The following is a 23,101-nucleotide window of genomic DNA, read 5'->3' as shown; positions in this document are numbered from 1 at the left end:
GGAACGTTCATGAGCATATACAACCGTTTCGCCCCGGACAAACGCTGGATCGCTCTGCAGGCGCAAAGCGGCAGACGTTTGCAGTCGGCCGAATTAAACGAGATTCAGTCGCTTTCCCTATACCGGGATAAGCGGATGGGCGACGTTATTTTTGGCTCGGGCCATATTATCGAAGGCGGACAAATTTATGTCCAGGATGATAAGAAAAAGGTCATTATTTTTCCCGCAACCGTCTATTTCGACGGCGTTATCCACGATATCGGAGAAAGGATCATTCCGCTTACGGGTCATGGGGAAGAGATCATTGGCTTGAAAATTACATATACAACCATCACCTATGAAATGCAGAAAGAGCTGCTGGATCCGGCCGTAGGCTATGCGAATTTTGGTTCCCCGGGGATGGACCGCCTGGTGGCAACGCCGGAATGGGTGTTGAACGACGCAGCCGCTATTCCGATGTACCGGCTGGCTGACGGGGAAGTCGTTACGGCCAAGGTCCCTCCGGAGCTGGAAGGCTTTACGCCGGTGCTTGCCAGAAGAACCTACGATGCAAGCGGAAGCTTCCTCGTCTCGGGGATGGACGGGTTTATTGAGCCGGCGGAAGGCGATGATGTAACGCTGGTCATTGAAGCGGGCAAAGCTTATGTGCTGGGCTACGAGATCAATAGACTGGTTCCGACCCGGATTAAGCTGAAGAAGTCGCTCGATTCGCGCAGAGTATCGGATGAGGTGAAAACCTTCGTTGCCGGTACGACCCGTTATTCGCTGAACAGCAAGCCGGTAAAGGCCATTCAGGAAATTACCGCCAGGGTGCAATTGCCGAGTATCGGCATAACGAGAGGCGGTTCATCCCTGCAGGATGCGCTTCCCGCGGATGCCGTCGTTGATATTGTGAGCATCGTGCAAGGGACAAAAACCTATGCGAAAGGCAAAGACTATCAGCTTACCGAGAATAGCGTTGACTGGTCCATAGGCACAGCCCGGCCTGCTATCGGCGAGACGTACCGCGTGACCTTTGAATATATGAAGCAGATGGCGCAGGGCACGGACTACAAGCTGGAGGCCGGTAAAAATGAAGTCACCTGGCTAAGCGGCGATCTTCCGGTTGCCGGCTCGATCTTTAACGTGACCTACGATTACTATTTATCCCGCAAAGACGCATTCTATTTGACCGCTGACGGGCAGATCCGGATTGTAACCGGGCAATCGGACGTTCACCCGCCTTCGCCGCCTGTTCCGCCGGATGTGCTGGAGCTGGGCGAGCTGCAATATCCGCCGGCAAGCTCCGACGTTATTGTCGTGAACAACAAGCCGAAACGGCTGACGATGCTTGAGCTTCGCTCCCTGCTGGATCGCCTCGAGAGGGCGGAGTATAACCAGGCGATGCTGGAGCTGGACCGTACGGCGCAGATTTCGGATCCGGCTACGTTTAAGAAGGGCTTTTTTACCGATAACTTCACGAACTTTGAACGTGCCGACCTCGAGAGAGGCTTCGATGCCATGATTGACCCGTCGAATCAAACGCTGCAGCTCCCGGTGAACCAGCTTTTCTTTGAAATGGAAGCCGAAAGTCTCGATTCGGTGCACCAGCATGAACGGCTTTTAACCCTTGAGTATGCGGAGCAGCTCATTATCGATCAGAGCTATGGAACAGAGGCGCTTAACGTCAATCCGTATCAGGTGTTTGGCTCCCAGGCCACGATTCGGCTGACGCCCTCCCAGGATTCCTGGGTGGAGACATCCTACATCTATCAGACCGTTTGGGGCTGGTGGGATGCGTGGTGGACCGGCAACCGTTCGGAGACCCGCGTCATTCTGGATGAGAATATTCCGTTTATCCGTCAGCGGGTTGTAACGGTTTACGGCGAAGGCTTTGAGCCTAACAGCAACAACCTGCAGGCGACCTTTGACGGCGTGGACGTAGCGCTGGTTCCGGCTGCTAGCTATGAAGCGGGAACAAAGCCGGGGACGATAAAAGCCAATGGCGCGGGCAAATTTGCCGCTACCTTTGCCATTCCGCCGAATATCCGGACAGGTACAAGGGAAGTCCGTATTTTTAACTATGTATAGGAGGGGTAGAAGTGGCTCAGATTCAAAATGAATCAAGGACCTCTTATGTCGGCGTCGGTCGCAAGCAGATTATCGAGCAGACCTTCTGGCAGGTGCCCTGGTGGAATCAAATTGATCCGCTCGCGCAAACCTTTTTGCTCCCGGAGGAGCGGTTCGTTACAAGCATAGAGCTTTTTTTCGAAACAAGGGACTTGGATGCATCGGGAGGCAGCGCTTATAAGGCCAAGCCGGTTACGGTACAGCTTCGCAACGTGGTGAACGGCTATCCGGGAACAACCGTCCTCGCCTCCAAAGTGCTGGAAGCCAGCTCGGTAAAAGTATCGCTGAAGGGCGACGTGCCGACCAAGTTTGCGTTCAGCGATCCGGTACTGCTGCAGGCCAATGTGGAATATGCCGTAGTGGTGCTGACAGGCTCAAGCCAATATCGGGTTTTTGTTGCAAAAATGTCCGGGAAGGATCTCGCGAGCGGCAATATCGTCTCGCGTCAGCCGTATACCGTTGGATTGCTCTTCTCAAGCTCCAACGCTACGGCTTGGACCCCTCATCAGGATATGGATTTGAAGTTCCGCCTGTATGCAGCGGAGTTCAAGAAGCCGACCGGAATTCTGAATTTCGGAAAGCTGCCGCTGCCGATTGCCGTCTCCCAGCTGCTGCTCTCGACAAGTCAGGTGGTTCCGCAAAGCAGCAATCTGCAATGGCAGTGGTCGCTCGACCGGGCAAGTTGGTATGCGCTTAACGATGCGGGAGTAACCGCACTTGGAGCGATGACCAAGGATGTTTATGTACGGGCTTTGCTGTCGGGCAACGCAAAGAGCTCGCCGGTCATCCAGACCGGCGCGATTGGTGCAGGGGCATTGTCCTATAAAGCAAACGGAACGTATGTCAGCAAGGAGTGGTTCACGAACGAGACGTTTACGAAGATAACCGTCTACGTTGACTTTCATACGCCGTCAGGTACTTCGCAAAACGTGGAATACAGCGTTGACGGGGCAGCGACTTGGGTGGCTTTCCCTACGGGGAAGGTAAGCCAGCAGTTAGGCGTCTATACGCAATTTAAATATGAAGCAACGGTTACAGCCTCGCAGAAGGTCCGGATTCGCATTAAACAATCGAATTCGGTAAACAGCCAGGCGGAGACGCCGCGGGCCAAGCGGCTGATGGTGACTTTATCTTAGGAGGAGCGGGGGAGTAGCGATGAGCAAGACGAACCGAATCAATCTGGATCCGGCTGCCCCGGACAGCTTATATGCCGGTGCGCAGAAGGTGAATCAGGCGCTGGATGAGACGGAAGAGCAGCTGGAGCAGCTGAAGAAGGAAATGAACGTTAAAATAAGCAACGCGCTTTGCCTGCATTGGATGGGGGGATAGCATATGGCGTATGAAGTCTATGCCGCGGTGGATTTGTATGCGGGACAGCCAGGCGTAACGTTGACGGATCTTGTAACGCTGCAGCAAAAGACGATTCTGAAAAGCATCGTCATTCATAACACAACAAGCATAGGCGCCAAGCTGAAGCTGTATATTATCCGGCCGGGAAAAACGGCGAATGCCGAGACACAGCGGATCGGTACCAGCATCGGCAGCGAGGATACGGTCAAGTTTTCGTTTGAGACGGTGCTGCCGAAAGGAACAAAGATTGCGGCTTCCCAAGCCATTGCCGGTGCATTGTCGATCGATATATCCGGAGTAGAGGTGATTCCGGGTGTATAGCTCCTTAAAGGGTTTGACCAGCGGGGGTGGAACGTCATCCATTAAACGAAGCTTCCCTGTGGCGCCGGGAGAGACGATCGAGAAGGATGACGTCGTTACGATTTTTGACAACATGCTTTATAGAAATGCCGAAATGCCTGTTGACGGGCTGCCCCGGTTTAGTCCGGATGTGCTTTATTTGAACAGCGAGGAATACAGCAATTCCATTCATCCGATAGGCGGAAACAGCTATCTGTACATCGGGACGACGCAGAAGGTAATTTCTATTTATCGAGTGGAATTGGAAGCAAGCAGGATGTCTGTGTCCGTTGTAAAAAAGCTGCCGATTTATGGAGTAGAGGGGATAAACCAGTTTCAATTCAAACCTCTTTCGGAAGATATGGGCATCCTTTGTTACCTGGAATCCAATACATCGATATGGACGATGCTGACGATCCGGTGGAATGATAGTGGCTTGCAGCTTGGCGAATCATCCCGCATGGAGCTGTACTCGGGGGGTTCGCTTCCGGCGATTGAGAGCTTAAGCGACAATAAATTTCTGCTGGTATGGCATTGCACGAAGGTAGCGCCTTGGAGACTGAAGGCATCCGTATGCCATATTGGCCTTAATGATCTTATAACGCTTGAAGGGTATGCAACCGAGATTGACTCCGCAGCTAATCTGTATGCGGAATTTGCCTTCAGCAAGCTTTCCGTAGGGATGTTTGCGGCCAGCTATTGGGTAAAGGAATCGGATACAAAGGGTTCCTTGGCAACTAAAATGGTCACCTGGAACGGAGAGAGGCTTGCGCTAGGCGAGAAGACTGTTATCCCTACGGCGGGGAGCTGGCAGAGCGAGGTTAAGCATTTGGTGCTGTCATCCGTCCATTTCATTTTAAGCCTTAAACTGGATACTACGTTAACCTTCCATCCGATTACTTTGCGCGAAGCAGCGAATATCCCGGTTAACGGAGGCCCAACCACAGGCAATTTGGCAGATTCCTTTTACGACGCGGTTAAAATATCGGAAAAACGGTTTGTGACAGCCGTCTGCTATAAAGAATCGGGAGCGCTTGTCTTGAATCTCTTTGAAACCACGGACGGGAATATTAAGCAGATAGCCGGCAAAGCTGTCTTAACCTCGGTGAAAGGCAGTTCCAATAAGCTGACGCTGACTGCTATCGGGCAATCCTTGTTTGTGCTTGCTTTTAACCATGAGCCTGAACGGGATTATGCTTATACCCAGGCTTTAATGTTTAAGATGGCTCCTGATCAGAATGTAATCGATGATCTCAATTGGAAAGAACAGCTGACAACGATTTGGAGTAGGGACGCTGCTGCTTACGGCTTTATCTTTTGCCCGACTGCAGCAAGCGGTTTTATCGCCGCTGGTCAAGGCAGGCTGAAGCTGTTCCGCTGCGGGTGGTCTCCTACCCGGTTTATCAGCTCAGGAGTTGGCGAATTTAATAGGGTCACCGGCGACCATGACAGAATCTGGAGAACAGTGGCATCGGTCGTATTGTCCAACGGATATGTAGTTATCGCTTATCGGGAGCGGGATACATGGCATGGCAAGCTGTCCGTCTTAGAGCCGTTTGAAGGCAGTTATAAGCCGATACAATCGCATACCTTTTCTTACAGTCATGTTGATAATCTATCTATCGTGGAACTGACTCCCGGCGTCATTGCGCTTCAATATAAACAGCGAATTAACCCTTCTTACGACTCCAAGCAGCTTAATAGCGACAATACGTTCGAAGAGTTGAAGTTACTTACGGGCAGCGTCTCGAGCACGGGACTCAGCGGTAAAATAACGACTGGCTTCAAACCCGAAGAGGCCTATATTAACAGTCAAATTGTGAAGCTGGATAATGGATATTTGCTGCATGTAGGCGTAACTTCGAATTACGTCGTTACAGCCAGAGTAATCCGTTGTGTGATTAATGATACCAGTGTGACCTTTACGCCTCTCGATCAGGTCGAGTACCTGGATTACCAGCGAATGAATGCTTCTGCCATACGAATTGGTCCCAACCTGGCTGCAATCCAGACCGATTCTAAAATGATCGTGGTAGAGGTAGGCGAAAACGGCTTATTATGCAAGCTGGCAGATCACTATTTCCAGCTGCAGGATCGGACAACAAGAGGAATCATCGCCGATGGCAGAGGCGGGTTTATCCAGGTGACCACCCATAACATCAATCAGGAATTACTGGAGCTTACCCCGTACCGTTTCGGAAACGACAAGCTATTTCAATATGCTGACACCAGATCGGTTAACAAGACAACGTTAGATGTACAAGTGGAAGTTGGTGCTGATGGCAAAGCCGCGTTATTCTATCAGGCCAGATGGCAGAGCGGCAGGAGCTCAACTCTTGCAGAGCCGCATCAAAACCTGGTGCTTGGTTTGCTGGATATGAACGCGGGCTCTAATCCGGAAGACCGCCATTATCCGTTCCCATGCTCGGAAGGCACGTTGCCTGTATTTCTCCCGCTGGACAGTCAGCGTTATTTCTGCATGGGTACCGATCCGGACGGCAATCAGATCTATATGACCGCTTACAGCAATGGTGAACAATTAACTTACGGGAAGCCATGTCTAACCCCGCAGGGGATAGCCGGCTCTAATGGTGCTTCAGGAGAGTATGTAGAGGTAGCGATCCGAGGAATTGCGGAGGTAGAGGTTCCTCTTCGGGCGGGATCAACTTATTACTATGGGCGGGACGGCAAGCTGTCGCTTTATCCGAATGGCAGCAAAGTTGGCCTTGCGATTTCAGGGTATGAGCTTTTACTGGAATAGTCGCTCTCTAAAAGCAGAAGGAGGTGCTTTGCGATATGGCGCAGCAGCTAACGAAACAGGCGTTTTTCGCCTTTCTGTCAGCTACCGTTGTGAAGGTGTGGAAGGAAGGATCGCCGCTCTTGCCAAGCGTGCGAATGGCTCAGAACTGGCTGGAGACCGGCGGGAAAATTCATGAATGGAACAATCTTGGCGGCTATAAGGTTGGCAGCGGAATTCCGAATGCCTATTGGAAAGGCCGTACGGTGTGCACCTCAACCTGGGAGGTCTATAACGGGACCAGGGTGACCCAGAAGGCAGATTGGCGGGCTTACGACTCCATCTATGACTTTTACAAAGACCAGGATCTGTTGTTTACCAAAAACCGTTATGACCGCGTACGGTCAGCCAAGACTCCGGAACAGCAGACGACAGCTCTGTATGCCTGCGGATACGCTACCGATCCCGATTATGCGGCAAAGCTGATGTCGATCATTAGAGCTAATAACCTGACGGCATTTGATGTCATAGAAATAGAGGCCGAAGTAGAAGAGGAAAGAGGGGAAGAGGAAATGGAGCCTATTACCGTCTATGTGAACGGCAAAAAAATAGATGACGGCTTATACGACGATTCCAAAGGCATCACTTACGTGCCAGTCCGTACGTTGGCCGAAGCGCTTGGCGCGAAGGTGCAATGGAACGGGCAGGAGAAGCGGGTTGACCTCACAAAAAAATAGGGCAAAAAAAAGAAGACGTTACTCTCTTTGTTCGAGAGAGTAACGTCTTCTTTTTTTGGATTCAAATAAATTTCTCCCTCTAAAAACCTTATAACGTTATAATATCCCCTCATAGTGGAATTTTCCACCTTACCTTAATTCGCTTCCTGTTCCATGATAGATTTACTAGAAATTAACAACTTAATGTCACTAAATACATCGGTGGTGATGAATGGGAGATTGCTTACGTTATGCAGCAAAATGACTTGCAGCGGGGACTAGCAGCTAGCCGAGGTTAAAATCCAATCCTAATTCAAATCCAATAGAGGTGAAATAATTGAACTTATCGATGATGAGAAGATCTTTATGGAATCTCCCCTTGTTGTTAGTGGTTTCAATCCTCGCCGGAATATTAACTTTTACGCCTAATGCGCATGCGGAGGAGGGGCAGGCTGTACCAGCTGCTCAAACCGGACCTGCTAATTTGCGCATAGCACAAGACGAGAACGGCAAGGATCTCATTACTCATAATACAGCGAAAATTGCATGGGACATGATAGGCGACGAGACCAATAACAATGATATCGACATCTGGAACGCGGATACGAACACTTGGATGACTTGGGGAGACCGAAGCAAACAGGAAATCGGCGGGCTAACGCCGGAAACGACTTACAGGGTCTATATTACCTGGTATGCGGACCGCCCTTCGCTCGACTATAAAAGCAATGTCATCGAGTTTACGACCGCTCCCGATACAAGCGAATATCCCGAGCCGCCGCTTGCTCCTCCGGGACATCTCCGCACCGCCGCGATTACCGATAACAGCATCACCTTGAAATGGACCGGAAGCCCTGGCGCTAACGGTTATGATTTGTATGTTAACGGCGCCTGGAAACAAGGCATATGGGACGGTTCCAATACGGTAACCTATACGCTTCCCGATGGAGGCAATGCAGCCGGTACCGCGTATAAGTTCGAGGTTGCAGCCCAGAACCTGCCGAAGGTATCGGCAAGCAGCAATGCCGTAACGGTAATATGGGGCGGGCTGGCAGCACCAATCGGCCTGCAGGCGGTTACAGCGACCAGAACGGCGGCTGCGCTTGGCTGGGCGGAGACCCCCGGTGCCACCGGTTACGATATATATGCAAATGGCCAATTTATCGGTTCCAGTCTCGAGAACCGTTATGTGGCTTCCGGTCTTCAAGAAGGAACAAGCTACGTCTTTACGGTTGTAGCGAAAAACGCGGTTTGGCGTTCGGCGGACAGCTCGCCAATTACGGTTGTTCCGGGAGCCGATTACAATATCGTCACGTACTATACGCTTTGGTCTCCGAGCAGTACGGGACGGAACTACCATCCGTCCGACGTGGATGTCTCGCAAATTACCCATGTGAATCTTGCATTTGCGGATCTTTGCTGGAGAGGTTTTGGATCAGGGGCGAAGGCTTGCCAGAATGCCGCTGTTCCAACGCAAACCGATTATGTCTATGACGGCGAAATGATTGTTGGGGATCCGTCGGCGGACTTGGCGCTTTTCCAGGAATGGGCAGCCATTCGGGATGCGAACCCGCATCTGAAGCTTATGATTTCCGTCGGAGGCTGGTCTTGGTCGAACAACTTCTCGAATATGGCCGGCACGGAAGAAACCCGGCGTGCCTTCGCCAATTCGGTTGTAAAATTTCTCCGCGCCTATAAGCTCGACGGAGTCGATATCGACTGGGAATACCCGGTTGAAGGCGGCGAGGACGATAATTCCCGGAGCCCGCTGGATAAGGAAAACTTCGGACTTATGGCGCAAGCCGTAAGGGAAGCGCTGGATGCGGCTGGCTCGGAAGACGGCAAATATTATTTGCAGACGATTGCCTCGGGCCAAGGGGATAATTTTGTGGTTAATTCGAATTTGGGCGAATCCTCGGACAATCTTGATTTTATCAACATTATGACTTACGACTACAGCGGAAACTGGGATACGCTCGCACACCATAACTCCCCGCTTTATTACGATAAGAACCATCCTAAGGATTACGCGAAGCGCAACAACGTGCTTGGCGCCGTGCTTGCCGAGCTGAACGGAGGCGTGCCGAACTACAAAGTGAATATAGGCATTCCGTTCTACGGCAAGGGCTGGGTTGGCTGCCAACCGGGCGGTCAATATCAGACCTGCGCAGGCGGAACGCCATTCGGTACTTGGGAAAACGGTATTTTCGATTTTACCGACATACAAGAGAATTACTTGGATGATGAGGGTTACGAGCATCAATGGAATAACGAAGCCAAGGTTTCTTATTTGTACAATGCGGACAACGGCGTATTCCTTACTTACAATGACGAGTCCTCAATGATGTATATTGCTTCGCTCGCGAAGTCTCTTGATTTGTCCGGCGTCATGAGCTGGGATATTAGCGGCGACCGCAATCGGACCCTAACGACAAGGCTCGCCAAGGATCTGCCTATTACAGGAGTACCGGATCCCGATGCGCTGTCCGCGCCAAGCGGACTGCAGGCCGCATCCATCAGCAGCGGAAGCATCAAGGTCAAATGGAACGCTTCCGAGCATGCGACGGCCTACGAGGTTTACCTAGGGAAGGTGTTGGCTGGGACTACGGCGAGCACGGAGTTCGAGTTGACGGGTCTTACTCCGGACACTAATTACGCAATTGAAGTGCTTGCGATTCAGAAAGACAACAGTAAGCTCGTAAACGTATCGGCCTTCAGCAATCCGCTGACAACCAAGACAGCGCCGGTGAAGACAACACCGCCAGAGCCGGTGAAAGGGCAGGAAGGCTTGCATACGCAGGTTGCAAAAGACGGCGATAAGCTAATAGTCAGCCTGCCAAGCGATGCCGCGCTGAAAGAAATCGCTTCGGCTGCGTCCACAACATTCCCGATTATTGTGGAGGGCGATGGCAAGCAGCTTGAGGTTGCTTTGCCAAAAGAAATTACGGCGGCAATCGCGGCTAAAGGCAGTGATTCGGTTATTGTTATCCGCTGGAGGGGCGCGGCGTTCTCGATTCCGGCAGCCGCTTTGCCTGCGGGCACGGATATCCGGATCTCGATGGAGACCTTGGATACAAAGCTGCTGCAGCAGAGCGGAATCCCGCTTGTGACGGCTCCGCTGTCCTTCAAGATAGAGGGCAAACAGGCGGATGGCGCATTTAAGGAAATAACTAATTTTGGTAATTATTTCTTATCGCATAGCTTTACCGTGCAAGGCTCGGATATCAACAAAGCTCTAACAGCCGGTGTCGTTTATTTGCCTGAGTCGAATGAGCTTCGTCCGGTTCCTGTATGGTTCACGGACAATGCCGATGGCACGGTAACCGCGGAATTGAAGAGGAAAGGCAATAGCGTTTACGGTCTGGTGAAGACGACAGTATCCTTTGCGGATACGCTGGCTGCCTGGGCTCAGCAGGAGGTATGGCAGGCAGCCTCCAAGCTGATCGTGAGCGCAGACGCTGACGGCAAGTTTAACGGAGCGCGAGTTCTGAATCGCGGGGAAGTAACTGCTCTTATCGTAAAAGCGTTAGGTATCCTGCCTGACTATTCAAGCGCAGATACGGCATTTAAAGATGTGGCGGCAAATTCCGCTTTTGCCGCGGATATCGCGGCGGCGAAGAAGGCCGGTCTGGTAAACGGCAAAGGCAACGGCCAATTTGATCCAGAGGCCTCAATCACTCGCGAAGAAACGGCGGTTATTCTCGCGAAAGCATTGGCTTATGCCGGGGTAACAGCGCAGGCGGATTCTTCCGTACTGAACCACTTCGCGGACCGCTCAAAGGTGTCGGGCTACGCGGTGCCTTCACTTGCTCTTCTCGTCGAACGCGGAATTATGAAAGGCGTATCCGCGCATCGTCTTGCTCCGCAAACAACCGTCACCAAAGAGCAGGCAACGGTGTTAATAATGAAGACGCTCCGGTCCGCCGGCTTGTCGAACTAAGCGGTAAACCGCCCGTGAACTCGGGCGGTTTTTTCTTTTTTCCTGCTGCGGGCTATACGCGAATACATCCGCAGACTGATTTACCAGTAAAGGGATTAGCTTAAGATTGAAACATTGATTCGAAATGTAACGACTGTTTAAATTCAGTTTAAAAATGAACGGTAAGATGATGACATCAACAATTCTTGGGAGGAAACAGGAATGGAATATAAGAATGGGAAAAAGCCAAACAACGGCGACTGGGCGGTTGAGGCTAACGGTCTAGTCAAAGTGTTTGGAGATAACAAAGCGGTGGACGGCGTCAACTTGAACGTGAAAGCCGGCTCCATTTATGGCGTGCTTGGTCCAAACGGGGCAGGCAAAACAACAACGATCCGCATGCTGGCGACGCTTCTGCGTCCGGATGCGGGCTCGGCCCGGATTTTTGGCCACGATGTTCAGAAGGAATCTCAGATTGTCCGCCAATTGATTGGCGTTACCGGCCAATACGCATCGGTTGACGAATCGCTCAGCGCAACGGAGAACTTGATTATTTTCTCCCGTCTGCTTGGACTGGGACGTGCGGAAGCGCGGAAGAAAGCCGCTGATCTGCTGGAAGAGTTCGGGTTGACGGAAGCGGCCAAGCGCCCGCTTAAGAACTTCTCCGGCGGCATGAGACGCCGTCTGGATCTCGCTGCCAGCCTAATCGCGCAGCCGCCGCTTATCTTCCTGGATGAGCCGACAACAGGTCTTGATCCGCGTACCCGCGCTCAAATGTGGGATACGATCCGTCGTCTGGTGAGCACGGGTTCCACGGTTCTGCTCACGACCCAATACCTGGATGAAGCGGACCAGCTGGCTGACCGGATCGCCGTTATCGACCGCGGTCATGTCGTGGCGGAGGGCACCGTAGACGAATTGAAGCAATCGGTAGGAACTTCTTCGTTGCAGCTCAGAGTTCTGGATCCATCCGATATTGAAATGGCTCGCCAAACCGTCGAGCATGTGCTTGGGGTGCAAGCGACCTTATCCAGTGAAGCTGCCAAAATTACGGCCCCTATGGCCAATGCCGACCTGGTTACGGATCTGTTAATCGCGCTTCGCGAGAAGGGCATTACTTTATCCGAAGTCAGCGTTCAGAAGCCAACTCTTGATGAAGTGTTCCTGACTATTACCGGTCATGGCGTTGAAGAGAAAGCGAAAGAAACGGGAACCGAAACAAAAAGAGCGGAGGCTGTAAACGTATGAGTTCATCGGTAAAAACAGGTCATCTGAAAAATCACACGAGTTTTATTCAATCCTTGCGTCATTCGCTTACCATGGCATACCGGGGGATTTTGAAAATCCGCCGCACGCCGGAGCAGCTGTTTGACGTAACGCTGCAGCCGATCATTTTCACCTTGATGTTTACTTACATTTTTGGCGGCGCGATCTCCGGAGACGTGCAAAGCTACCTGCCGGTGATCATCCCGGGTATTCTTGTTCAGACGGTCATCACCACGTCCATCGTAACCGGCGTCCAGCTCCGGGAGGATATGGACAAAGGCGTCTTCGACCGGTTCAAGTCGTTGCCGATTGCCCGGATAGCCCCGCTTGCGGGAGCCTTGTTGGCCGATACGATCCGGTATACGATCGCTACCGTGCTTACGTTTTCCATGGGCTTCATTATGGGGTACCGTCCTGACGGCGGTATCGGCAGCGTTGTTCTTGCGGCTTTGCTCGTTATTTTTGTCTCCTGGGCGATGAGCTGGATCTTTGCGTTCTTTGGTGTTATCTCTCGTACGGCTTCCAGCGTGCAGGGAGTATCGATGCTCGTATTATTCCCGTTAACGTTTATGTCGAATGCATTCGTACCGGCAGATACGATGCCGAATTGGCTGCAGTGGTTCGTAAACATTAACCCGGTTTCCCACGTTGTCTCGGCGGTCCGCGAGTTGACCAATTCCGGCACGGTTGGATCGGATATGGTCTGGTCCTTGGTAGGCGCAATAGCTATCGTAGCTGTATTTGCTCCAATTACGGTTCGCGCTTACATGCGCCGGACATAGGAATTGCTTCATTGGAAGAGATGGCATAATCGCCATCTCTTTTTGTCATCCTAAGAGGGTAAATCCTGAGCGGTTTAAATTCAGTTTAAGTAGCAGCGTTACTATATCTGTGTAAGGAAAAAACAACAAGCATGGATATAGGAGATGATTAGCATGACAACAAATCATATAAATAACACAAAGAAAATCGCGATTATCGGCGGTGGACCAGGCGGGCTTACACTGGCTCTTATCCTGCAAAGACATGGCATTGCCGCAACGGTCTATGAACGGGAAGCCCAGGATGGAAATGCCCAGCGCGGCGGCTCTCTCGACATACATGAGGATTCGGGGCAGATGGCGCTGAAGGAAGCGGGGCTGCTGGAGCAGTTCAAGGCGATTGCCCGCTATGAGGGAGAAGATTTCCGCCTGTTTGATAAAACCGGAAAAATCTATATGGACGACAGGGCGGAGGATGGAGAGCAAGGCGACCGTCCGGAGATTGACCGCGGCGTATTATGTGATCTTCTGCTGAACGCATTGCGACCGGGTACGATTCTTTACGGTTACAAGTTGACGGAAGCGGCTGCTATGGAAGGCGGTCGGCATGAGCTTCATTTTGACAATGGCGAGAAGGTGACGGCTGATCTTGTCATAGGGGCGGACGGCGCTTTCTCCAAGCTTCGTCCGCTGCTGACCGATGCGCAAGCCTCATACTCCGGATTAACGATGGTGGAGCTTCATGTGGATGAGGAGGCGCATCCGGATCAGGCGGCTTTTAACGCAAGAGGCAAAGTATTTGCGCTTGATGATAACAAGGGAATACTTGCACAGCTAAATGGGGACGGTAAAATTAAAGTATACCTGACCTTTACGGCCGAGCAGAGCTGGCTGGATACCTGCGGCATCCCGTTTGACCAGCCCAAGGAAGCCAAGCAGCAGCTTCTCGCGTATTTCGATGATTGGGCAGAGCCGCTCCAGAACTATATTCACAAGTCGGAAGATCTTGTACTTCCAAGACGAATTTATATGCTTCCGGTTGGACTGAAATGGGAGCATAAGCCGGGGATTACGCTTATTGGTGACGCTGCGCATCTGATGTCCCCGTTTGCGGGCGAAGGCGTAAACCTCGCTATGCGCGACGCAGCCGAGCTTGCGCTTGCCATTGCCGGTCATGAGGATACTGATCAGGCCATTCAAGCCTATGAGGAGAAAATGTACGAGTATTCCGCGGAGTCAGCACAATCGTCCGATGATAATTTGAAGCTGATGTTCTCGGGCAATGCCGCTCCGAACCTTAAAGCATTGTTTGACGAGCTCCATGAGCGGTTTGCCCAGTAAAAATAAGTGAGGCTGTGCCGGTTTATCGGCACAGCCTCTTTTTAATCATGCGATAATATAAACTGCTCTACTACACGCGTATACTTATCCGCTTCTTCAATTCTAGGGAAATGAGCGCTATTTTCAAAAACAATGATATCTGCCCATGGGGTTTTCTCTATAAAGGCTGTCTTCTGGTCATCGGCACATACGGGATCATATTGTCCGTGTAATAATAATGATGGTTGCGTTATGGATGGGAATAAAGGTATCAGATTTTCGAAAAAACGACCTTCAACAACAAGCGAAGCTGTATGTGCCCTGGATCTCGACCAATTTTCTTCTGGAACGGAAGGGTCTTTGTAGATTGCATTAAAATCATCGGGATCAATGGAGTGCAAGTAAAGACTATCCTTATGTCTGCTGCCCAATGTTTGAAATACATGCCCTAGCGCTTCCCAAAGCTCTTTTGCGCTATGTTTTTCTTGCAGGACCTTTCCAATCTCTTCGGCAGTGTTCCGTTTAATATTTCGAGAAAGTTGGTAAGCCCCGTTTATAAGAGATTCCATGGATGATTTCACGTCAAAGCAAGGGGCTTCATATAATATCTTTCTGATGGAGTCCGGATACTTGTAAGCATAAGAAAAAGCTAGAAAACCTCCAAAGGAATGGCCTAATACAGACCATTGTTGAATGCCGAGGTGATTGCGCAATGCCTCGCAGTCTTCAATAAGATCATCTATTGTACAAGAGTCTCCCAATTCTAGCGGATCCGAACGGAGCACGCCGCGTTGATCGATCGCGATGACCCAAATCGATTGGCCTAACGCTTTTGCTTGATGGTAACAAAAATCGAGACAGCTGGCTCCCGGACCGCCGTGAAGATACAAGAGCGCGTCAGACTGCCCTTTGCCGTATTGTTCTACGTAAAGTTTACTGCCTCGAATATTTACTAACTCACCACTCATTTAACACATCCTCCCGGTTTAAGCCGCAATACGCAATATCTTCTACAAATATTAACCGGACAGCATTGCAGCACAGTCCTCAAAGCGATTTCCGTATAACAATGATCATGGATCAAGCTAATCATTTTATCCAAATATTATGATACTGGCCATCCGGCAATTCGTAAAGAATCATTGATAGCCGTGCAATTTATTTGCATGTCCATTTTCTATGCAGGGCTGGATGATTGTGGTAAAGTTTGAGTAGATGCGAATTCCATTGCAAATGGAGAGGATCCATTGAAAAAGATCGTTTGCGTGTTTATCATGCTTATCGTTGTACTGGCGGGGTGCAGTCAATCAACGGCATTGATAAAGGAAGCCGATTCGCGTGAGCTGAATCAGAAGGTGAAGTCTTTCGTAGACCGGAATAAGAGCAAGAATGGGATCTATCTGTACTCGGTGGCGGGAGAAAAAGAGTATTTTATCGTGAATTACTCTACGGCCCGGCAGGGCGAAAAGGAGAAGTTCCTTTCGGGTATTTCGGCAGAGATCCGGGAGGATGTATTAACGATACAATTGGATGTGCAGGAAACTTCCGATCCGCACGATAAACGAATAAGGCCATTGTCTATCTATAAGCTTAATAAGCATGAAGAGGCAAGTAAGATACAGGTTAAGATTAACGGACAAGAGACTCCGATCGATATAGTCGGCAGCTGAGTCAGGTTAGGAGGTTTGCGGCATGGATGGCAGCAACGAAGCTATAAGCGGTGAAGATAAAGGCTCGAGCATTTGCGAGGTGCTTCAAATATTGGGGGCGAAATGGGCATTTCTTGTATTGGAGGAGCTGATGAACGGACCGTTAAGATTTAATCAGCTTCAACGGAACGTCTCCATCGTGAAGACCCAATCGTTAACCAATACGGTACGTCATCTGGAGAACAACGGCCTTGTCATGCGCCAGGTATTTCCGACAGTGCCGGTGACCGTAGAGTATTCCCTGACCGAGAAGGGAAAAGATTTTCAGGCTGCGCTTAGAGAGATGGAGAAATGGGTGCAAAAATGGGGCGATTCCCCTAATCCCCGACTTAGCCGTTCCTAACGGCAATGTTGCAATCGAACCGTAAGAGCTATTAGCTCTTGCGGTTTTTTTGTCTTCCACTTACTTACCGAACGGTTAGTTACTCCAAAAGGATGGATTATGCCAAAATAAATTGCGTTCTTACTAAAAGTAAGCAACCTCTTTATAATCCGAATTAACAAATCGTTTTGGAAAAGGAAGTGTCGTTATGAATCGTGTTGTGATTTACGTCTTGATGATAGCGGTATTTTTTACAGCCACCTCAGAGCTGGTGATTGCGGGAATCTTGAATGTGCTAGCCAATCAAATGAATATATCGGTGAGCTTGGCAGGTCAGTTGATCACGGTTTATTCTTTGGCTTTTGCGATTGGCACGCCGGTTATTATCGCCTTATCCGTCCGAATACCGCGAAAACGACTTCTGCTCCTCGCCATAGTCGTATTTATAGCCGGCAATTTTCTGTCCATTGCAAGCACGAACTTCATGGTTTTGATGGCAGCGCGGATGCTGCTTGGGGTTAGCTCCGGCGTCTTTATCGTGGCAGCGTTTAGCGCTGCGGCAAAGATGGTGCCGGTTGAAAAAATCGGCAGCGCGATCGGAACGATTATCCTCGGATTCAGCAGCGCGATGATTTTGGGCGTTCCGCTTGGCGTTGCTTTGACGAATATGTACAGCTGGCAGACAATCTTTTTGTTCCTTGGCATAGGAGGCATTGTGATCCTTATCGGTCTTGCTCTCTTGCTTCCGCAAATCGAGGGGGATGCTCCGGTTCCCTTCAAGCAGCAAATGGGGCTGCTGGCTAACCCGGTAATCTTCTACGCCTTGCTGCTTGTGCTGTTCAGAGAAGCGGGCAACTCGGTGATGTTCACGTATATAGCTTCCTTCCTTGGCGACATTCTTCACAGAAGCTCCGCGGAAATCGGCCTAATGATGCTAGTGTTCGGGCTGGCCGGTGCGGTTGGCTCCAGGATCGGAGGCTCTGCCGTAGACAAATGGGGAAGCGCCAAGTTAATACTGATTGGAGTCACGATCCATGTTATTGCCCTGTTACTGCTGCCGTTAGCCGTTCATTCCTTTCCGGTTGCCATCACCTTGTTGTCGTTATGGATCATGTCGATGTTCACCTTAGGACCGGCAACTCAAACGTATTTCATCGAGCGTGCTCCGCAAGCATCGAATCTGATTATCAGCCTGAATATTTCCGTCACGCAGGTCGGCATCGCCGCCGGAGCCAGCGTCGGCGGACTGGTCGTCAATTGGCAGGATACCGTCCTCTATAATCCGTTAGCCGCCGGTCTAATCCTCATTTTTGCCCTGACTTCAGCAGCAGTCTCCATCCGAAAAAGCCGGCCATTGAAACTCCCATCGCTCTAATTTCTAAACGATAACAATAAGGGCTAGATGAACCTGACCGGTTCGTCTAGCCCTTATGCGTTATGCCGCTTCATTAACCGAAACGGCCCGTAATGTAGTCGTTAGTCCGTTGATGCGCAGGATTGGTGAAGATCGTTTCCGTTTTATCGTATTCAACCACATGACCGTTCAGGAAGAAGGCGGTTTTGTCGGATACGCGCGCTGCCTGATGCATGTTATGGGTTACGATAACGATGCTGTAATCCTGCTTCAGCTCGGAGATCAGCTCTTCGATCTTGGACGTCGAGATCGGGTCAAGCGCGGAAGCGGGTTCGTCCATCAGAATGACATCCGGTCGAACCGCAATCGTACGCGCGATACAGAGACGCTGCTGCTGACCGCCGGATAAAGCCAAAGCGGATTTGTGAAGACGGTCTTTGGTTTCTTCCCAGATCGCGGCTTTCCGCAGGGATTGTTCGACAAGCTCATCCAGCTGCTTCTTGTTCTTAATGCCGTGATAACGTGGACCAAAAGCGATATTCTCGTAGATCGACTTATGGAACGGGTTAGGACGCTGCCATACCATCCCGATTTTTTTGCGAAGCGCTACAACATCCGTTTCCGTGCCGCTGATTTTCTGCTCTTTCAGCCAGATATCGCCGGTAACACGGCAAGATGGGATCAGGTCGTTCATCCGGTTCAAGCTTCTGAGGAAGGTTGATTTGCCGCAGCCGGAAGGACCAATCAAGGCAGTCACTTCTTTTTCGGCGAAATCAAGCGAGACGTCATGAACGGCATGTTTTTCTCCGTAGTGAACATTTAATTGTTTGGCGGCCAATGCGATTTCTGTCATGCTTGTAACCCTCCTTATTTCGAAGCTGTGAATTTATTATGCATGTAACGACCAAGCGCCCGTGCTCCCAGGTTGAAGAGCAGAACCGTAATGACCAGCACGGCCGAAGCGCCTGCCGCGATTTGCGTAGCATCCGGAGCAAGACCTTCCGAGTTGACTTTCCAGATGTGAACGGCGAGAGTCTCGGCCGGACGCATAGGATTAAGCGGCGAAGCGGAGTGGAGCGGGTTCCAGTCGGAAAAATCAAGACGCGGGCTGCTCATGCCTGCGGTGAACAGAAGCGCTGCCGCTTCGCCGAAGATCCGGCCGGCAGCCAGAATCGAACCGGAAAGCACGATTGGCAGTGCGATCGGGAGCTGAACCGAACGGATGGTTTTCCACTTGGAGATACCAAGCGCAAGACTTGCTTCCTTCTGCTGAAGCGGTACGCTGCGGAGACCTTGCTCGGTAATCCGCACCATCAGCGGCAGGTTGAAGATCGTCAGCGCGATCGCGCCGGATAGCAGGGAGAAGCCCAGGTTGAATTTATTAACGATAACAAGAAGGCCGAACAAACCAACGATAATCGAAGGGAAGGAAGACAATACTTCGACGACCAGACGAATCGCGGAGGTGATTTTGCCGGCTTTTGCGTATTCGCTCATATAAATGCCAGCGCCGATACCAAGCGGCACGGTAATAACCATCGTAAGTACTAGCAGGAACAACGAGTTGAACAGCTGCGGACCGATACCGCCGCCTTTGCGAATCGTTTCCGGCGGGGAAGTAAGGAAGTGCCAGCTGATATGGCCAAGACCGCGGAACAAAATGTAGCCCAAAAGTCCGATCAGGGCGAGAGCGATTAAGCCCGTGATGAAAATAATAATGCCGGTTGCGATTTTATCTACTGTTTTGGCACTCATAGCTTCTTCCTTCCTTCCAGCCAGCGAATGATAAAGACGAATACAAAGGTCATCAACATCAGAATCAATGCAAGCGACCACAGGGCGTTATTTTGAACGGAGCCCATCGCCGTATTGCCCATGCTAAGCGTAATGGCACTGGTGAGCGTTGAAGTCGATTCGAATAGGGAATGCGGAATATGCGGTGCGTTGCCGATAACCATCTGTACGGCTAGGGCCTCGCCAAACGCTCTCGCAATACCAAGCACGATACCTGTCATTTGCGCGGGAAGCGTAGTAGGCAGGACAATGCGATATATCGTTTGCCAACGGGTAGCGCCAAGCGCGTAAGAGCCTTCTTTCAGGCCCGCGGGCAGGGAAGCCAGCGCATCCGTTGCTATAGTCGTAATTGTAGGTAAAATCATAAAGGCAAGTACAAGCGCGCCTGCTGCGATCCCGACGCCTTGGCCAGGGAACAGGTTGCGGAATAATGGAACGATGACGCTTAAACCAACAAATCCGTATACAACGGAAGGAATACCTGCAAGCAGTTCGATAACCGGCTGCATAAATGTCCGGCCCAACTTCGGAGAGAGCTCAATCATAAATACTGCCGCGCAAAACCCGAGTGGAGCAGCAATGATAGCAGCAAGAATCGATGTGCTGAACGAACCAAAAATAAACGGCAAGGCGCCAAACAACGCCGGTTCGCCATCCGGTTTCCATTTGAGTCCTGTTAACAAATCCTTTACGTTTACGCCGTTTACGATAAAGGTGCTAAGTCCTTTTGAAGCGACGAAGTAAACCATCGAAAAAATGGTGATGATAAGAAACAAGATGCAGATGAATGTATATACTTTGCCAACCCATTCCTCCGCAAGATGCGGCGTGGCTACTTCCCGATCATTAGACTTCTTCATCGCGACCACCCTTTACATAATTAACATGTAGGCATGCAGTCAAGAGACGAGCTTGCCCGCCTCTTGACTATGCCTTTATTTATTGGAGATTAATTATTTCGTTACTGCGCCTTGAGCATCGCGTTTAACTTCCATTTTGCTTACCGGAATGTAGCCCATTTCCACTACGTCGCCTTGGTCACCTTGAACATCTTCGGATACCATGTAGTCGAGGAATGCTTTAGTAGCTGCATCAGGCTCGCCTTTTGTATACATGTGCTCGTAAGCCCATACCGGGTAAGTGCCGTTAGCTACGTTGTCTACATTTGCTTCAACGCCTTCGTACTTAACAGCTGCGATCGAATCGTCCAGGTAAGACAGAGCCAGGTAACCGATAGCGCCAGGAGTTTCGCTTACGAGCTTCTTAACCGTACCGGAAGCATCTTCTTGAATCGAACCTTGAAGGTCTTCTGTTTTAGTGCCAAGCGCGAACTTCTCGAAAGTAGCGCGAGTACCGGAGCTCGAAGGACGGTTAACGATTTGGATTTTCTCGTCTTTACCGCCAACGTCTTTCCAGTTCGTTACTTTACCAGTGAAGATGTCAACCAGTTGTTGCTTAGTCAGGCTGTCAACGCCAACGTCTTTGTTTGTTACGGCAGCCATAGCGACTACGGCTACTTGATGGTCAACCAGCTCAGCTGCTTTGTCGGCATCCAGCTTCTCTTCAGCGAATACGTCGGAGTTGCCGATTTGGGCTTGGCCTTCCGATACTTGAGTCAGACCAGTACCGCTGCCGCCGCCTTGAACTTGAATCGATACGCCGGAGTTTTTGTCCATGAACTCTTTGGATACTTGGTCAACCAGAGGTTGAAGTGCAGTAGAGCCCGCTGCCAGAATCGATCCGGACAGATCAGCGGAAGCTGTGTTATTTGTTGTTGCATTGTTTGTAGCGGCAGCATTACCATTTTTTGCACCGTTGTTTGTATTGTTATTGCCACAAGCTGCGAGCGATAAAGACAATGTCAGTGCCATAGTGACGATCAGAGATTTTTTCATTTAAGTAGGTTCCCCTTCCAAACTTTTGTTTTTGTTTTGCTTACATGAGTTATTGTAGTTGGGCTACGTAAACGCAAAACGTTATTCATGTTAACGCAATGTAAATTTTTTTGAGAGTTGTTAAGGTTGTCCGCATGATTGTAATCCTCTATAGTAAGGGTGACATTTTCCTTATGAAATGAGGATGTATTAGATGAAGGAAGCAAAACTGAAGCATGTACTCGATCAGGTGGAAAGCCGGCAGGATGAGTTGTTTGCCCTGCTCGCGGAACTGGTTGCTTTCCCGACGGTAAGCCCGCCGGCGCGCAATACGATGCAGGCGCAGCTGTTTATGAAGGATCAGCTGCATGACCTTGGCTTTGAGACGGAGCTGTGGGAGGTCTATCCGGGAGATCCGAATGTAACGGCAGTCAGACGGGGAACGGAGAGCGGTTCCTACAAAAGCCTGCTTCTCAACGGGCATATGGACGTAGCGGAGGTAGGCGACAGCACGGAATGGTCCGTTCAGCCGTTTCAATTAACGCTTAACGATGGACGTGCATACGGACGCGGGACTGCCGATATGAAAGGCGGCCTTGCCGCTCTGTTGTTTGCCATCAAGCTGTTGACGGAAGCCGGAATCGAGCTTAAGGGAGATTTGTTATTCCAATCGGTTATCGGGGAAGAGGCAGGGGAAGCTGGCACCAGAGCCTGCATGGAGCGCGGCTGCGATGCGGATTTCGCCATTGTGGCGGATACAAGCCATCTAGCTGTTCAAGGACAGGGAGGCGTTATTACCGGCTGGGTTACGGTGCAAAGCCCGGTTACCCATCACGATGCGATGCGCTCCCGGATGATCCACGCGGGAGGCGGGCTGCATGGGGCAAGCGCGATCGAGAAGATGGCGAAGCTTATTGCCGGGCTGCAGGAGCTGGAGAGGCATTGGGCGGTAACGAAGTCCTATCCGGGATTCCCGCCGGGCTCCAATACGATTAATCCGGCTGTTATTGAAGGGGGACGCCATGCCGCGTTTGTTGCCGACCGCTGCGCGCTTTGGATTACGGTTCATTTCTACCCGGATGAAGATTATGAATCGGTAGCCGCGGAAATCGAGGATCATCTGACGCGCGTGGCGCAGGGCGATCCATGGCTTCGGAATCATCCGCCAACGTTCCGATGGGGCGGGAGATCGATGATCGAGGAGCGGGGAGAAATTTTTCCTTCATTAGAAGTTGATCCGGATAATGATGGCATGAAGACATTGTTAACGAATCACCATGCTGTACTGAACCGCGCGGCGGAGGTCGGAATGACACCAACGGTTACGGATGCAGGCTGGATCGGGCGGGCAGGAATCCCGACGGTTATTTACGGACCGGGGGAGTTAAGCAAGGCCCATGCCGTAGACGAAAGCCTTGCTATTGAGGAGCTTATTGAATATACGAAGGTGATGGCCGCTTTTATCGCTGACTGGTGCAACCGGGAAAAAGCCTAAAAGATGAAAATGACGTTTACAGCCCTTATAATGAAT

General features: G+C 50.8%; 19 protein-coding genes. 14 read left to right on the top strand and 5 right to left on the bottom strand.

Annotated elements, in window-relative coordinates:
* Window positions 1–9: 9 nt before the first annotated feature.
* The 10 genes from PGL01S_RS18215 to PGL01S_RS18175 all read left to right on the top strand — a co-directional run bounded on the left by PGL01S_RS18215 (window position 10) and on the right by PGL01S_RS18175 (window position 14,538).
* The gene (locus tag PGL01S_RS18215) at window positions 10–2,070 is read left to right on the top strand and encodes a DUF4815 domain-containing protein (protein ID WP_127496007.1); all 2,061 of its coding nucleotides are present in this window, start codon (window positions 10–12) and stop codon (window positions 2,068–2,070) included.
* 11 nt (window positions 2,071–2,081) lie between these two features.
* The gene (locus PGL01S_RS18210) at window positions 2,082–3,245 is read left to right on the top strand and encodes a hypothetical protein (RefSeq protein ID WP_127496006.1); all 1,164 of its coding nucleotides are present in this window, start codon (window positions 2,082–2,084) and stop codon (window positions 3,243–3,245) included.
* Window positions 3,246–3,264: 19 nt separating this feature from the next.
* The gene (locus PGL01S_RS30890; RefSeq protein WP_164775504.1) at window positions 3,265–3,438 is read left to right on the top strand and encodes a hypothetical protein; all 174 of its coding nucleotides are present in this window, start codon (window positions 3,265–3,267) and stop codon (window positions 3,436–3,438) included.
* 3 nt (window positions 3,439–3,441) lie between these two features.
* Window positions 3,442–3,780: a hypothetical protein gene (locus PGL01S_RS18205; protein WP_127496005.1), complete on the top strand. Its 339-nt coding sequence runs from the start codon at window positions 3,442–3,444 to the stop codon at window positions 3,778–3,780.
* Window positions 3,773–6,559 carry a hypothetical protein gene (locus PGL01S_RS18200; RefSeq protein WP_127496004.1) on the top strand — a complete coding sequence of 929 codons (2,787 nt, stop codon included), beginning with the start codon at window positions 3,773–3,775 and terminating at the stop codon, window positions 6,557–6,559. Before PGL01S_RS18205 ends, PGL01S_RS18200 begins: the two co-directional genes overlap by 8 nt.
* Before the next feature lie 35 nt (window positions 6,560–6,594).
* Window positions 6,595–7,272: a glucosaminidase domain-containing protein gene (locus PGL01S_RS30885; RefSeq protein ID WP_164775503.1), complete on the top strand. Its 678-nt coding sequence runs from the start codon at window positions 6,595–6,597 to the stop codon at window positions 7,270–7,272.
* Between the two features lie 367 nt (window positions 7,273–7,639).
* Complete coding sequence (locus PGL01S_RS18190; RefSeq protein WP_244935646.1) at window positions 7,640–11,191, top strand: glycosyl hydrolase family 18 protein; 3,552 nt, start codon at window positions 7,640–7,642, stop codon at window positions 11,189–11,191.
* A 201-nt stretch (window positions 11,192–11,392) separates the two neighbouring features.
* Window positions 11,393–12,418 (top strand): ATP-binding cassette domain-containing protein, encoded by a 1,026-nt coding sequence (locus PGL01S_RS18185; protein ID WP_127496002.1) that lies wholly within the window; start codon window positions 11,393–11,395, stop codon window positions 12,416–12,418.
* A complete protein-coding gene (locus tag PGL01S_RS18180; protein WP_127496001.1) occupies window positions 12,415–13,218 on the top strand; it encodes an ABC transporter permease in 804 nt (267 codons plus the stop codon). The genes PGL01S_RS18185 and PGL01S_RS18180 overlap by 4 nt, the downstream gene beginning before the upstream one ends.
* A gap of 153 nt (window positions 13,219–13,371) precedes the next feature.
* Window positions 13,372–14,538 carry an FAD-dependent oxidoreductase gene (locus PGL01S_RS18175; RefSeq protein WP_127496000.1) on the top strand — a complete coding sequence of 389 codons (1,167 nt, stop codon included), beginning with the start codon at window positions 13,372–13,374 and terminating at the stop codon, window positions 14,536–14,538.
* A 41-nt stretch (window positions 14,539–14,579) separates the two neighbouring features.
* On the opposite strand, the gene PGL01S_RS18170 is transcribed toward PGL01S_RS18175, so the two are convergent.
* On the bottom strand, window positions 14,580–15,485 hold the full coding sequence (locus tag PGL01S_RS18170) for an alpha/beta fold hydrolase (RefSeq protein ID WP_127495999.1): 906 nt from the start codon (window positions 15,483–15,485) through the stop codon (window positions 14,580–14,582).
* Between the two features lie 279 nt (window positions 15,486–15,764).
* Between PGL01S_RS18170 and PGL01S_RS18165 the strand changes: the two genes are divergently transcribed.
* From PGL01S_RS18165 to PGL01S_RS18155, 3 genes are all read left to right on the top strand, one after another.
* Window positions 15,765–16,187, top strand: coding sequence for a hypothetical protein (locus tag PGL01S_RS18165; RefSeq protein WP_127495998.1), 423 nt, complete (start codon window positions 15,765–15,767; stop codon window positions 16,185–16,187).
* A 22-nt stretch (window positions 16,188–16,209) separates the two neighbouring features.
* Entirely contained in the window at window positions 16,210–16,569 is a 360-nt protein-coding gene (locus tag PGL01S_RS18160) for a winged helix-turn-helix transcriptional regulator (protein ID WP_127495997.1), read from the top strand.
* A gap of 187 nt (window positions 16,570–16,756) precedes the next feature.
* Complete coding sequence (locus PGL01S_RS18155) at window positions 16,757–17,923, top strand: MFS transporter (RefSeq protein WP_127495996.1); 1,167 nt, start codon at window positions 16,757–16,759, stop codon at window positions 17,921–17,923.
* Window positions 17,924–17,996: 73 nt separating this feature from the next.
* On the opposite strand, the gene pstB is transcribed toward PGL01S_RS18155, so the two are convergent.
* The 4 genes from pstB to PGL01S_RS18135 form a co-directional block, all read right to left on the bottom strand.
* The gene (gene pstB / locus PGL01S_RS18150) at window positions 17,997–18,755 is read right to left on the bottom strand and encodes a phosphate ABC transporter ATP-binding protein PstB (protein WP_127495995.1); all 759 of its coding nucleotides are present in this window, start codon (window positions 18,753–18,755) and stop codon (window positions 17,997–17,999) included.
* A 14-nt stretch (window positions 18,756–18,769) separates the two neighbouring features.
* The gene (pstA, locus tag PGL01S_RS18145) at window positions 18,770–19,657 is read right to left on the bottom strand and encodes a phosphate ABC transporter permease PstA (RefSeq protein WP_127495994.1); all 888 of its coding nucleotides are present in this window, start codon (window positions 19,655–19,657) and stop codon (window positions 18,770–18,772) included.
* On the bottom strand, window positions 19,654–20,556 hold the full coding sequence (gene pstC, locus PGL01S_RS18140) for a phosphate ABC transporter permease subunit PstC (RefSeq protein WP_127495993.1): 903 nt from the start codon (window positions 20,554–20,556) through the stop codon (window positions 19,654–19,656). The genes pstA and pstC overlap by 4 nt, the downstream gene beginning before the upstream one ends.
* Before the next feature lie 93 nt (window positions 20,557–20,649).
* Window positions 20,650–21,591: a phosphate ABC transporter substrate-binding protein gene (locus tag PGL01S_RS18135; RefSeq protein WP_127495992.1), complete on the bottom strand. Its 942-nt coding sequence runs from the start codon at window positions 21,589–21,591 to the stop codon at window positions 20,650–20,652.
* Between the two features lie 193 nt (window positions 21,592–21,784).
* Here PGL01S_RS18135 and PGL01S_RS18130 point away from each other — a divergent pair, with 193 nt between their 5' ends.
* Window positions 21,785–23,065, top strand: a complete 1,281-nt coding sequence (locus PGL01S_RS18130; RefSeq protein WP_127495991.1) for an acetylornithine deacetylase — start codon at window positions 21,785–21,787, stop codon at window positions 23,063–23,065.
* Window positions 23,066–23,101 lie beyond the last annotated feature (36 nt).

This window comes from Paenibacillus glycanilyticus NBRC 16618, from assembly GCF_004000805.1.
Taxonomy (GTDB): domain Bacteria; phylum Bacillota; class Bacilli; order Paenibacillales; family Paenibacillaceae; genus Pristimantibacillus; species Pristimantibacillus glycanilyticus.
The sequence above is the reverse complement of the archived record's forward strand: the minus strand, read 5'-3'. Positions and strand labels throughout refer to the sequence as shown.

What these genes read in the sequence shown, in the direction of transcription:
- PGL01S_RS18180 (WP_127496001.1), top strand. Translation starts at nt 12,415, where the DNA reads ATGAGTTCATCGGTAAAAACAGGTCATCTGAAAAATCACACGAGTTTT.
- PGL01S_RS18135 (WP_127495992.1), bottom strand. Translation starts at nt 21,591, where the DNA reads ATGAAAAAATCTCTGATCGTCACTATGGCACTGACATTGTCTTTATCG.
- PGL01S_RS18185 (WP_127496002.1), top strand. Translation starts at nt 11,393, where the DNA reads ATGGAATATAAGAATGGGAAAAAGCCAAACAACGGCGACTGGGCGGTT.
- pstB (WP_127495995.1), bottom strand. Translation starts at nt 18,755, where the DNA reads ATGACAGAAATCGCATTGGCCGCCAAACAATTAAATGTTCACTACGGA.
- PGL01S_RS18130 (WP_127495991.1), top strand. Translation starts at nt 21,785, where the DNA reads ATGAAGGAAGCAAAACTGAAGCATGTACTCGATCAGGTGGAAAGCCGG.
- PGL01S_RS18160 (WP_127495997.1), top strand. Translation starts at nt 16,210, where the DNA reads ATGGATGGCAGCAACGAAGCTATAAGCGGTGAAGATAAAGGCTCGAGC.
- PGL01S_RS18155 (WP_127495996.1), top strand. Translation starts at nt 16,757, where the DNA reads ATGAATCGTGTTGTGATTTACGTCTTGATGATAGCGGTATTTTTTACA.
- PGL01S_RS30885 (WP_164775503.1), top strand. Translation starts at nt 6,595, where the DNA reads ATGGCGCAGCAGCTAACGAAACAGGCGTTTTTCGCCTTTCTGTCAGCT.
- PGL01S_RS30890 (WP_164775504.1), top strand. Translation starts at nt 3,265, where the DNA reads ATGAGCAAGACGAACCGAATCAATCTGGATCCGGCTGCCCCGGACAGC.
- PGL01S_RS18205 (WP_127496005.1), top strand. Translation starts at nt 3,442, where the DNA reads ATGGCGTATGAAGTCTATGCCGCGGTGGATTTGTATGCGGGACAGCCA.
- PGL01S_RS18215 (WP_127496007.1), top strand. Translation starts at nt 10, where the DNA reads ATGAGCATATACAACCGTTTCGCCCCGGACAAACGCTGGATCGCTCTG.
- pstA (WP_127495994.1), bottom strand. Translation starts at nt 19,657, where the DNA reads ATGAGTGCCAAAACAGTAGATAAAATCGCAACCGGCATTATTATTTTC.
- pstC (WP_127495993.1), bottom strand. Translation starts at nt 20,556, where the DNA reads ATGAAGAAGTCTAATGATCGGGAAGTAGCCACGCCGCATCTTGCGGAG.
- PGL01S_RS18170 (WP_127495999.1), bottom strand. Translation starts at nt 15,485, where the DNA reads ATGAGTGGTGAGTTAGTAAATATTCGAGGCAGTAAACTTTACGTAGAA.
- PGL01S_RS18175 (WP_127496000.1), top strand. Translation starts at nt 13,372, where the DNA reads ATGACAACAAATCATATAAATAACACAAAGAAAATCGCGATTATCGGC.